The organism is Corallococcus sp. AB038B (assembly GCF_003668955.1).
GTDB lineage: Bacteria > Myxococcota > Myxococcia > Myxococcales > Myxococcaceae > Corallococcus > Corallococcus exiguus.
Map to the genome: position 1 here is coordinate 1,253,977 of NZ_RAWO01000002.1, position 11,415 is coordinate 1,265,391.

Below are 11,415 nucleotides of genomic sequence, written 5' to 3' on the forward strand. Positions count from 1 at the left end.
GCCAATCCACGAAGAAGCCGCATTGGGGCGGTCCCTGTGGCGCGTGCATGGAACGCTGCAAGGGGCAGCGGCAATGGCCATTCGACATGTGCGGACCGGGGGTAGCGCAGTGACGTCCGATGATTGGCGAAAGGTGATCGACCTGGGCCTGGCGCTCGCGAACGGCGCGGACCTGCCGCAAGACCCCGAGATGCCTGAGCTCCTGCGCAGGATGGCTCCCCAGGTGGGAATGACTCGCGCGGAGGCCGACGCCGCACTTTCCAGAGCAGCGGATACAGCCTCGCTCGTGAGGGAGATTCATCGACGGACCCGTGAGGGCACGTATCGCCTCGGGCGAGCATTCGGAGCGTCCGACTCGCTCAAGGCGAGCGGGGACAGGGCCGGAGCCCGGAAGGTCCTTGGGGACGCGATGGCGGTGGAGGTCGTGCCGCTTTATCGGGCACAGCTCCAGGCGTACCTGGACCACGTCGATGAGCCCGACGACACATGAACGGTGGAACCAAGGCGCGGGCCGGGTCGGTTACGCGGACGTCCACGGAGGCCCTGGATGGGCCGGGGAAGCGCCTGGAATCCTTGGGGAACCCCCAGTCAGAACGTCTGATAAGAAGCGTTATGTAAACTAAGCCTCTGGGGTCCCGGGTGGGGTTCATTGAGGCCCGTTCCCTGCCCGGCGCCGTGGCACCATGGCCGCGCTTTCCGCCGGTTCTGGTTCACGACGAGGCTCCTTCGGCGCATGGACTCCCCTCATTCCGGCGACGTCACCCGGGGCTCGCTTGGCGAGGTCGCGCGGGTCTTCCTCCGGTTGGGACTGACGGCCTTCGGGGGCCCTGCCGCGCACATCGCGATGATGGAAGACGAACTCGTGCGGCGGCGCCGGTGGCTGCCCCGTGAGGAGTTCCTCGACCTGCTGGGCGCCACCCACCTCATCCCGGGCCCGAACTCCACCGAGCTGGCCATCCACCTCGGCCACCGGCGTGCCGGCTGGCCCGGACTGCTCGTGGCCGGCACGTGCTTCATCGTCCCGGCGATGCTCCTGACGCTCGCGGCGGCGTGGGCCTACGTGCGTTTTGGCACCCTGCCGCAAGCCGGCGCCCTGCTGTACGGCGTGAAACCCGTCATCCTGGCCGTGGTGGTCCAGGCCCTATGGGGCCTCGGCAAGACGGCCCTGACGACGCGCCCCAGGATCGTCGTGGCCATTGGCGCGGCCGTGGCGAGCGCCCTTGGCGCCAACGAGCTGCTCATCCTGGCCCTGGCCGGTGGTTTCCTGGCGGCCTGGAGCCATTTTCGATCCTCCTCGGCGCCCAGGTCGACGCTCGCCCTGACGCCTTTCGCCCTCCACGGCGTCACAGTCATGACTGCCACTGCCGCCGCGCCGTTCAGCCTCGGCGGCCTCTTCCTGTTCTTCCTCAAGGTCGGCAGCGTGCTGTTTGGCAGCGGCTACGTGCTGCTGGCCTTCCTCCGAGCGGACCTCGTCGAGCGCTGGGGCTGGCTCACCGAGGCCCAGCTCCTGGACGCGGTGGCCGTGGGCCAGTTCACGCCGGGCCCTGTCTTCACCACGGCGACGTTCATCGGCTACCTGGTGGGCGGCACGCCCGGCGCGGGGCTCGCGACGCTGGGCATCTTCCTGCCCGCCTTCGTCTTCGTGGCGCTGAGCGGCCCTCTGGTGCCCCGGCTTCGCCGGTCGCGGACCGCGGGCGCGGTGCTCGACGGCGTCAACGCGGCCTCGTTGGCCCTCATGGCCGTGGTGACCTGGCAGCTGGGACGCGCGGCATTGGTGGATGGCTGGACGGTGGCCCTGGCCGTGTTCGGCGCGGGGTTGCTTCTTCGCTGGCGGGTCAACTCGGCCTGGCTGGTGTTGGGCGGTGCCGCTGCCGGACTGCTGTTGGCTGGGTTGTGAAGCCTTATGTGAGATCACTTGGTCCTGGGACTTCAGTCCTCCCACACGCCCGCGGCGCTCCGGAGGGCTTCGGCGAGTGACTCCCGCGCCCGCCGGAGGGCCGCGTCCGCGCGCCGGGTGGCGGCGGACAGCAGCCACACCGGTGGGCCGCCCGGAAGTTCCTTCTCCAGGACCAGGCGCGGGTCCCCCTCGGCGAGCAGCGCCGGGAGCACGCTCCGCCCCAGACCCGCGACGCAGGCATCCCTGATGCCGAGCAGCGTGTCGCATTCCACGAGGGACTCCGCGTCCTCAGGGACAGCCTTCCACCAGCGCATGGAGGATCGGGTGCGCAGGTTCTCCGATGGCAAGACCCAGGCCTCCGAGTCCTGCTGAACAGCCCGCGCCCGGAACACTCCGAGCCGCAGCCTCCCCAGCTGTTGTCCCCGCAGCGCACCGCCCGGCGTGTGACTCGGCCGCAGGGCCAGATCCGTCACCCCGGGCTCCAGCGCCAGCTCGCTCTCGGAGATGCGCACCTGGACCCGCTGCGTGAAGCCGCACGTGCGCAGCGCGCCGAACAGCAGTGACGCGAGCACTTCGTTCGTGGTGATGACGAGCCGGCCTGCGCGCGCTCGGCGCTGCTCCTCGATGAGTGCCCCCACGTCCAGGACATGGGGGCGCATGCGGCCCGCGCGCTCGGCAATGGCGAGGCCGAGCGGCGTCGGACGCAGCGTCGCCCCACGCAGGAAGAGCGGCGTCCCGAGCGCGCGCTCGAGGGCGTCCACCCGCCGCGAGATGGACGAGTGGCGCAGCGAGAGCTCGCGCGCCGCGCCCACGACACTCCCTGTGCGCACCAGCGCCTCCACCGTCTGCAGGTCGTCCCAGGCGATGTGCATGAACGCACATGCTGTGCGCGCCCGCGGGCGTCGTCAACGCAGGGGGCTGGGGCTATCTCTCGGGGCGTGGCAATGACGCCACTCCCGCAGGAGCAACACATGGTCCCTGTCCCTCACGACAACGAGCACGAGACGCCCTCTGACGTGCAGGCGCTGTGTGACCCCGAGACTGGGACGTGCGCGCTCCCCGGCGCGGCGCAGACGAGCGCCGGGCCGAGCGCCGAGGGGCCCGTGGGGGAAGTGCTCTATGTGGGGGACCCGATGTGCTCCTGGTGCTGGGGAGGCTCGCCCGGCCTCCGCGAACTGGAGGCGGAGGCAAACCGTAAGGGCATCCCCTTCCGCATCCGGGTGGGCGGGCTCCGTGCGGGAGGCGGGGACCCCTGGAACGAGCGGTTCAAAGGCTTCCTGCGCCACCACTGGGAAGAGATTGCCGCGCGCACCGGACAGCCGTTCTCCACCCGGTTCCTCGACCGGGCGGAGTTCAACTACGACACCGAGCCTGCGTGCCGCGCGTTCCTCGTCATGCGCGGGATGTTCGAGGAGATGCCGGGACCGGAGACGCGCGCGTACGAGGTGTTTGCCTCCATCCAGCGGAAGTTCTACGCCGACGGAGAGGCCCCGACCGTGGCGGCCTTCTACGAGAGCATCTGCGCCGCGCACGGCCTCGACTTCAGGGTGTTCCTGAACCGGTTCGACCATGCGGACGCGAAGCGGGCGACGGCGAACGAGTTCCTGGAGGTCAGGGCCCTGGGCGTGAGCGGGTTCCCCACCGTGCTCTTCCGTGGCGGCGCCGGCCTCGAAGTGCTCGCGAGCGGCTTCATGACCGGACCGCGCATGGTCGAGGCGCTCGAACGGGCGACGAAGCGGGCAAGGAGCGAGGCGTGAAGCTCGGACGCCGTGCGCTGGTGCGCGGTGGCGCCCAGCTGTTGGGGCTCGCCGCGCTTGGCTGTTCCCCTCCCCCGAAGCCTGCGCCCGTGGCCGACGTCCGCCTGCGCCCGATCTCCTCACTGCCGTTCACGGAGCTGCCCTGGCTGCGGCTGCACGACCACTTCATCGCCACCGTGGGCTCCAGCGCAGGCCAGGGACGCCCGCTCGGCAGCCTTCTGGTCCTGGCGGATGCCACCTTCGCGCCTCGCTCGCGCTTCCCGCTCCACCCGCACAGGGAGATGGAGATCCTGAGCATCGTCCTCAGCGGCGAGCTGAGCCACCACGGGGACCAGTCCCACGGGGCGACCCTTCGCCCACGCGAGGCGCAGTTGATTTCGGCCCGGGACGGCATGGTCCACGCCGAGGGCAACGAGACGGATGAAGACACGCGGATGCTGCAGCTGTGGTTCACCCCCAAGGAGCACGGCGGTGCACCCGCCTACTTCCGCCGCTCTGTACCGCACGCCGCACGGGGAGGCCGCCACCTGGTTGCCGGGGACGAGGCGATGCCCCTTCGGAGCGACGCGCGCGTGTGGTGGCTGGACCTGACGGTGGGACAGGAGACCGCACTCAAGGTGGCCCCGGGACGTGCCGGCTATCTGCTGTCCCTGGATGCCGCCCTGCAACTGGGGCAAGGGCGAGTCCTCGCCAGGGGCGAGGGAGCACAACTGCACCGGGGAGAACTGACGCTGCGCGCCGCGCAGGACTGCAGCGCGCTCTGGATTGACGTCGCGGCCTGACACTCTAGAGAGAGCAGCTCCGTCCAGTGAGTCCCCCGAAACGAGCACCTCTCCACGTTCCCTGGAAGGTCTCCGGCATGTTCTGGCCCGCTTCACTTCCAGGGTATGCCTCCCAAGGAACATCCCCCAAAGGTGGCCCAGCGGAACTCCTGGAGGCCCCTGACGGGGCTACTTGGGAAGGGGCTGGGCTGGAGATCTTGTAACCTCCGCGTGCTCGTCCCTCCAACGCACAATCTGCAAGGGCAGTTGGTGAAATAGCTCAATTGCAGCCTGCTCAAGGTCCTTCTTCGCTCGGCGTTTTGCTGCAAAACCAGCGATCCATCTTCGATCATCATCCATGATGCGGCGGCGGCATGTGGCCTGCTCGCGGAACAGGGTGAGTTCTGGCGGATACATGGTCCCACCCGTCGTGGTCTTGAGAGTCAAGGTTCCGGGTTCTGGTTCTTGAACAGAGAACTCGGTAGTTCCATCAAAAACCCCCTCTAACTTCAGAACCAGTCGTTCTGGGGACCTGATGAACCGGCCTGTGACAAGCATGAGAAGCACAGGCGGATCAATGAGTTCCCCATTTCCGTCGAGTTCGATGCCTGAGCAGTCCCCGTTTGCGGCCAAGTACCAAACTGCGACGGGCAGTTCAGGAACGGGAATCTGACGCGAACAAGCGCCAAGAACCATCAGCGTTCCTGCTACACACATGGCAGCTCGCATCGTTCGCACCTCGCTGAAGCACCTATGCACGGTGCTGTATGGGTCTCCCCGAGAAGCAATCCACGCCGACGCGGACTGATGCCTTGCCAGGAGAGGAACGCAGGACACTATAGGCACGGGGGCCCGTGCACCTGCTCCCGAGTCAGGTCCCACGCCACGGTGGTCCGCATGCTGGGCGCCTGCCAAACGCAAGCGCCCAGTGACCGGGGGCGCTCGTCACCGGTGCCGCCGTGCGGGCCCTGTCCTCTCAGGGCACGGGGACGAAGCGGTACAGAGCGCTCTCGATGTCGGACGTCAGGTAGACGGTGCCCGAGCGCCCCACGGCGACGCCCGTGGGCAGGTAGCCCGGTGGAAAGGGAGCGCTCTCGGGCAGCCCGATGCGCAGCCCGCTCGCGACCACCTTCGACCTGCCCGTGACTGGATCGATGCGCACCAACTGCTTGCGGCCCACCTCGGCGACGAAGAGCCCACCGTCCGGATGCCGGGCGATGCCCTCGGGGCCCTTGAGGCCCCTGGCCACCGTGCGCCTGGCGCCATCCGACAGCCGCACCCGGGTCACCTTCCCCGAGCGCACCTCGGTGACGTACACGCCGGGCTCCTGGGCGTCTGTATCGGCCGCGAGCCCCACCGGTCCCTCCAGTCCCTCGGCGAGCACCGTGGTGACCGCGGGCTCGGCCGTGTCCACTCGCACGAGCCGGCCCGTGGCGCCCTCCGCGAGGATGAGCGTGCCGTCGGCGAGCTCCACCACTCCCTGGACGCCGTTACTGTTGGGCAGGGTCCGCAGGAGCTTTCCCGTGGCCCGCTCCAGCACCTGCACGCTGCTGAGGCCGCCCAGATAGGACGTGCTCCGCACCACGTGCTGAGCGCTCACGCTCACGTTCATGGGGAAGTTCGTCGGTGATGAGAGCACCCGGTCCGTCTGGTGGATCTTCCCATCCAGGCCGCCCACCTGGCGCAGGGCATACACATCCGCCACGTAGACCCGCTCGTCCGGATCATCCGGCGCCACGGCGATGCCCGAGGGCACGCTCAAGCGCGCCTCGACCAGCACCCGCACCGAGCCATCCGCGGGGTTGATCACGCGGATGTCGTTGTCGACCATGTTGGACACGTACACCTGGTCGTCGGGGCCCACGGCCAGGTTGTCGAGTCCGGTGGGCAGCGTCGCGATGACCTCTTTGTCGCCCGAGGGCAGCCGCACCCGCACCAGCTCGCCCCGCGCCGCGTCGACCACGTAGAGGTTCTCGCGCCGCGCGTCGAAGTTGACGGCCGTCGGCATCGCGAACCCCTGGGACACGGGCTCGATGCCGCCCGTGTCCACGTCGATGCGGGCGATCTGCCCCTTGAGCAGGAGCGGGCCGTAGAGCTTGTCGTCCGGGCCGAACTCGAAGCCGTTGAGGAAGCCGGGCCCGTCAATGACCTTGCGTGGCGGCTTCCTGCCGTTCGGGTCCACTTCCCACAGCACATCCGCCGCGCCGAGCTGGGTGGCGTAGAGCCGGCCATCGCCGCGGAAGGCCAGCGAGTTGAGGCCCGGCAGCCCCCGGGCGATGACGCGCGTCTTGCCATCCGGCGTGCGCCGCATCAGCTGGCCGGTGACGTAGCCGGTCCAGTAGACCGAGCCGTCGGGCCCTAGGGTGACGTCATCCGCGCCGCCCAGCGGAGGCCCCACCAGGGTGCTCACCGCGCCCGTCTTCAGGTCGACGGAGTGCACCGTCTGGCCCAACAGGTTGCTGGCCAGCAGGTGGCCCTTGCCGTCGACGACGAGCCCGTGGACGCCCTGGAACGGAGAGCCGGCCACCACCACCTCCTGGCGCCAGGCCTTGGGCGGAGCGGCCAGCACCGGAGCCCCGGCCAACACCAGACTGGCGGCCAGGGACCTGGAGAGGAATCGGAACAGGGGCGCGCTCATGACTGGACCTCCGCCCCGCCGCGCGTGAGCTCCAGGCCCACGAGCTCCTCGCTATTGCGCCACTCGCGCAGCACGTCGATGAACGCGAGCGTGTCTCCGCCGAAGGTGGCGTACTTCATCATCTCCGGTCCCGCCGTCATTCCCTCGTTGTTGTAGTAGCCCGGAGTGCACTCGGCCCCGCCAAAGGTGGCGCTCGTCTTGAGCCGGCCGAGGATGACGTCCCACCACTCCTGTTGCGCCTGCTCCGAGGGCTCGGACACCTCGACGCCCTGTCGCAGGCACCGCGCGATGATGAAGGCGGCGTGCTGTGATTGCTCGTCGAGGATGTGCACGAAGTTGATCGCCCAGCCGCTCTGGGTCGTGGTGAACAGCATCAGGTTGGGGTAGCCGCGGCTGTGCATGCCGTGCAGCGTGGCCGGGCCCTGGGCCCAGGCATCCCGCAGCGACCGCCCTCCCCTCCCTCGGATGTCGAAGCCCAGCTTCTGGGTGTACTCTCCCGCCACCTCGAAACCCGAGGCGTAGATGAGACAGTCGACCGGGTATTCCTTCCCGTGGACCACCACGCCGGTGGGCGTGATGCGCTCCACGCCCTTTCCCTCGGTGTCGACGAGCTGGACGTTGGGCCGGTTGAACGTCGGCAGGTATTCGTCGTGAAAGCAGGGCCGCTTGCACATCTGGTTGTAATAGGGCTTGAGCGCCTCGGCCGTCGCGGGATCCTTCACGAGGGCGCCCACGCGCGCGCGGATCTCCTCCATCTTGCGGAAGTCAGACAGCTGCGCGAACTCGGCCGCCTCTTCCGGCGACCCGGCCTGGGTGAGGTCCAGTCCCTGAAAGATGTAGGTCCAGCCGTCGTTGACCATGTCGACGGGCTGCTGGCGGCCGGAGACGATCGCGGAGAAGTTGCGGATGCGCTCCTGCTGCCAGCCCGGCTGGAGCGACTTCGCCCAGGCCTCGTCCGTCGGCTGGTTGGCTCGCACGCCGACCCCCGAGGGGGTGCGCTGAAAGACATACAGCTGCCGGGCCGCGGCGCCCAGGTGCGGAATGGCCTGCACCGACGTCGCGCCCGTGCCGATGATGCCCACGCGCTTGTCGCCCAGCTTCGTCATGGGGCTCGTGGGGCCGCCGCCCGTGTAGGCGTAGTCCCAGCGGCTCGTGTGGAAGCAGTGGCCCTGGAAGGTCTCGATGCCCGGGATGCCCGGCAGCTTCGCCTTGTGGAGGATGCCGCCCGCGATGATCACGAAGCGCGCCGCGATGAGGTCACCCCGGTCCGTCGTGATGTTCCAGCGACGGGTGCCCTCGTCCCAGTCCATCGTCCGCACCAGCGTCTGGAACAAGGCGGCCTTGTAGAGGTCGAAGTGCCGGCCGATGCGCTGGCAGTGGGCGAAGATCTCCGGCGCCTTGGCGTACTTCTCCCGGGGCATGTAGCCCGTCTCCTCGAGCAGCGGCAGGTAGATGTACGACTCCACGTCGCAGGCCGCGCCCGGGTAGCGGTTCCAGTACCAGGTACCGCCGAAGTCGCTCCCCTTCTCGACGATGCGGAAGGACTCCACCCCCGCTTGCCGCAGGCGCGCACCCGCCAGCATGCCGCCGAAGCCACCGCCGACGATCAGCACGTCCGTCCGCTCGGTCAGCGCCGGGCGGGTGAAGCCGGGCTCGACGTAGGGGTCCTTGTCGAAGTCCGCGAAGACGCCCTGGAGGGGGCGGTACTGGGCAGTGCCGTCGGAGCGCAGTCGCTTTTCCCGCTCCTGCCGGTATTTCTCCTTCAACGCTTCTGGAGAGAAAAACAGCTCGCCTTTCGTCGTCGCAGTCATCCGCGCACGTCCCTTCGGCTGAGCGGCCGTATAGAATGTACACGGCCGTGTACATCTCCGGACATACCCGAATTCCTTGGATAGGTAAACAGCCGTGTACATGCCGCCTCCCTCCGATCCCAGGTCCTCGACGCGTCAACGCGACGCGGAGCGCACGCGTGCCGCGCTCATCGATGCCGCCCGGACGCTGTTCTCCACGCGTGGCTTCGCCAGCACGGGGGTGCGCGACATCGCGGACCTGGCGGGGGTGAACTCCTCGCTCGTGGGCCGCTACTTCGGTTCGAAGCAGGGGCTGTACCGGGCGACGCTGGAGCAGGTGCTGGACATCACTCCCCTGTTGCAGGTGGAGCGTCGGCGCTTCGGTGAGGAGGTGGTGTCGCTCCTCTTCGGCGCGGAGGACGCACCGGGGCCCCTGGCGATGTTGATCCTCTCGGCGACGGATCCCGAGGCCTACGCGACGACGGTCGAACTGCTGCGGGAGAAGGCGCTGGAGCCGCTGGCGCGCTGGCTGGGCCCACCGGATGGCGAGGGGCGCGCGGCCCGGCTCAACATCCTCTGGAGCGGCTTTCTCATCAGCTGCCGGTTGATGCCCGGCTATCACCTGTCCGCGTCGGGCAACACCTCCACTCGCCGCTGGCTGGAGCAGGCCATCCAGGCGGTCGTCGACGAAGGTGGGACCTGAGGTTCGTCCTTGGACCTTCCTGCCATCCCCTACCCCAGGCCCCTGTTCACAGACGTCTGGTCAGTGCAGGCCGCCCGTCAATCGCAGGCGTCCTGCGCTCCGTCAGAGACTCAGGCCTGGCACCTGCACGGGCGTGAGTCGAACCTCCGCCGTCCCGTCGCCGAGTTGGCCCTCTGCGTTACGGCCCCAGGCCCAGACGGTGCCGTCCTGCTTCAAGGCGAGCGTGTGGGAGCCGCCAGCGACGAGGGCCGCGACGCCCGTCACGCCCAGTGCCTGCGCGGGCGTTGGGCGGGCCGTCGTCGTCCCGTCGCCGAGTTGGCCATCTGCGTTGCGGCCCCAGGCCCAGACAGTGCCGTCCTGCTTCAAGGCGACCGTATGCTGCAGGCCACCCGCGAGACGCGCCGAGGGACTCGTAGCGCAGGCGGGGCCGCCCTGGAGAGAGAAGGCGTAGGAGGCGGAGAGGCCGAGCGCGTTGGTGACGGTGGTCGTCACCGTGGGTGGGTTGCCCGCGGGCACGCACGAGGGCGCCGTTCAGAGGACTTCACTGGTGGTGGCCGTATCGGTGGCCGTGCCCAGCGAGCCGGTGCTGGTGGCCCAGGTGAAGCTGAGCGCACTGCCCTGCGGGTCTCGCGCCCTCGCCCTGAAGACGACGGTGCCCCCCTGTGCGGGCACCGAGGCGATGGACTGGAACGTCTCCACGATCTCGGGTGGGAACTGCCCCGTGGTAGGCGACGTCGAAACGTAGATCGTGAGGCTGCCGAGGCCCATCCCGCCGCGACCGTCACGCGCCGTCACGCTGAGCGTGCAGGTGCCGCCGGAGGGTTGTGCGGAAGGCGTGAAGCTCGCGGTGGCGGAGGTGGCGTTCGCCCAGGTACCCGCGCAACTGGCTGTCCATTCGTAGCTGAGACTGTCGCCATCCGCGTCGCTGGCGGAGGCCGTCAGCTGGGTGGACTGGCCGACAGCCACGGACGAAGGCGTAGCGGTGACGCCGGACACCTGGGGCCAGGTGTTGAAGGAGACGTTGACGGCGGCGCTGCCGTTGCCGGTGCTCACGGTGATGGTGACGCTGAGGGAGGCACTGGCGCTCTTGGAGTCCGTCACCGTCAGGGTCAGCACCACCTGCCCGGCGGAGGCTGGAGCCGTCCAGGAGGTCGTGAGGCTGGAGGGCGCACTGAAGTTGCCGGAAGGCGCCGTCCACGCGTACGTGAGGGTATCGCCCGGGTTGGGGTCGTCCGCGGTGGCCTGGAGTGTCACCTGCCCACCCGGTGCGACGGTGCCGGGACTGGCCACCAGCGAGAGGATTCGCGGGGCGGCGTTGTCGAAGGGTGGCGGGGCATTCACCTCCTGCAGCAGCAGAGTGACGGCTGTTGTCTGGCTGGCCTGGATGGTGACGGACGTCACCTGGCCCGCGTAGCGCACCACGTTGGAGGCGTCGAAGGCCTGCGCGCTGAAGGTGCGCCCGGTGCCTGCAGGCAGCTGCCCCAGCACCCCACCCCACTGCCCACCGGTCTTCACGAGCGCATCCGTGCGCGTCGTCATGCCTGTGCCCGACACGGTGAGCTCCACGCGGACCACGTCGCTGGCGCTCAAGGCCTGCGGCAGCGTCACCACTGCCTGCGCGCTGCCTTCGGCAACCGCCATGGACTGACCGCCACACGCGGCCAGCACCAGGCCCAGGGCCAGTACCGTCAGCCCGCTTCGACTCTTTTGATCCATGAACTTCTCCTGCGCTTGGGACCGCGAGGCGCCTCCGGGGCGTGGCTTTGTCACCACGTTTCCAGCAAGCCACCGGCGAAGGGCGCGGGACTTTACGGGTAGTCCTTTCGCGTTCGCCTCTGAGTCACTCCCACGCCACGGAAGTCCCTCGGG

General features: G+C 69.0%; 11 protein-coding genes. 5 read left to right on the plus strand and 6 right to left on the minus strand.

The features are described 5' to 3' along the window. Positions 1–73 precede the first annotated feature (73 nt). On the plus strand, positions 74–490 hold the full coding sequence (locus D7Y04_RS46765; protein ID WP_121759866.1) for a DUSAM domain-containing protein: 417 nt from the start codon (positions 74–76) through the stop codon (positions 488–490). Between the two features lie 243 nt (positions 491–733). After that, positions 734–1,897 (plus strand): chromate efflux transporter, encoded by a 1,164-nt coding sequence (gene chrA / locus D7Y04_RS16205; RefSeq protein ID WP_121759867.1) that lies wholly within the window; start codon positions 734–736, stop codon positions 1,895–1,897. Positions 1,898–1,929: 32 nt separating this feature from the next. Here the strand turns inward: chrA and D7Y04_RS16210 are convergent, their stop codons facing one another. Further along, positions 1,930–2,769: a LysR family transcriptional regulator gene (locus D7Y04_RS16210; protein WP_121759868.1), complete on the minus strand. Its 840-nt coding sequence runs from the start codon at positions 2,767–2,769 to the stop codon at positions 1,930–1,932. A gap of 99 nt (positions 2,770–2,868) precedes the next feature. On the opposite strand from D7Y04_RS16210, the gene D7Y04_RS16215 reads away from it, so the two are divergent. Beyond that, a complete protein-coding gene (locus D7Y04_RS16215; protein WP_121759869.1) occupies positions 2,869–3,654 on the plus strand; it encodes a DsbA family protein in 786 nt (261 codons plus the stop codon). Continuing rightward, positions 3,651–4,436 carry a pirin family protein gene (locus tag D7Y04_RS45655; RefSeq protein WP_233601445.1) on the plus strand — a complete coding sequence of 262 codons (786 nt, stop codon included), beginning with the start codon at positions 3,651–3,653 and terminating at the stop codon, positions 4,434–4,436. Before D7Y04_RS16215 ends, D7Y04_RS45655 begins: the two co-directional genes overlap by 4 nt. A 168-nt stretch (positions 4,437–4,604) precedes the next feature. Here D7Y04_RS45655 and D7Y04_RS44040 read toward each other — a convergent pair whose 3' ends face one another. The 3 genes from D7Y04_RS44040 to D7Y04_RS16230 form a co-directional block, all read right to left on the minus strand. Further along, complete coding sequence (locus tag D7Y04_RS44040) at positions 4,605–5,144, minus strand: hypothetical protein (RefSeq protein ID WP_147477118.1); 540 nt, start codon at positions 5,142–5,144, stop codon at positions 4,605–4,607. A 247-nt stretch (positions 5,145–5,391) separates the two neighbouring features. Beyond that, entirely contained in the window at positions 5,392–7,053 is a 1,662-nt protein-coding gene (locus tag D7Y04_RS16225) for an SMP-30/gluconolactonase/LRE family protein (protein ID WP_199749669.1), read from the minus strand. Further along, positions 7,050–8,864 (minus strand): NAD(P)/FAD-dependent oxidoreductase, encoded by a 1,815-nt coding sequence (locus D7Y04_RS16230; RefSeq protein WP_199749670.1) that lies wholly within the window; start codon positions 8,862–8,864, stop codon positions 7,050–7,052. Before D7Y04_RS16230 ends, D7Y04_RS16225 begins: the two co-directional genes overlap by 4 nt. Before the next feature lie 100 nt (positions 8,865–8,964). Between D7Y04_RS16230 and D7Y04_RS16235 the strand changes: the two genes are divergently transcribed. Further along, complete coding sequence (locus tag D7Y04_RS16235; RefSeq protein WP_199749671.1) at positions 8,965–9,546, plus strand: TetR/AcrR family transcriptional regulator; 582 nt, start codon at positions 8,965–8,967, stop codon at positions 9,544–9,546. 102 nt (positions 9,547–9,648) lie between these two features. On the opposite strand, the gene D7Y04_RS45125 is transcribed toward D7Y04_RS16235, so the two are convergent. Both D7Y04_RS45125 and D7Y04_RS16240 read right to left on the minus strand, forming a co-directional pair. After that, positions 9,649–10,062 carry a hypothetical protein gene (locus D7Y04_RS45125; protein WP_233601446.1) on the minus strand — a complete coding sequence of 138 codons (414 nt, stop codon included), beginning with the start codon at positions 10,060–10,062 and terminating at the stop codon, positions 9,649–9,651. Between the two features lie 15 nt (positions 10,063–10,077). Continuing rightward, the gene (locus D7Y04_RS16240) at positions 10,078–11,262 is read right to left on the minus strand and encodes a PKD domain-containing protein (protein WP_199749672.1); all 1,185 of its coding nucleotides are present in this window, start codon (positions 11,260–11,262) and stop codon (positions 10,078–10,080) included. Positions 11,263–11,415 lie beyond the last annotated feature (153 nt).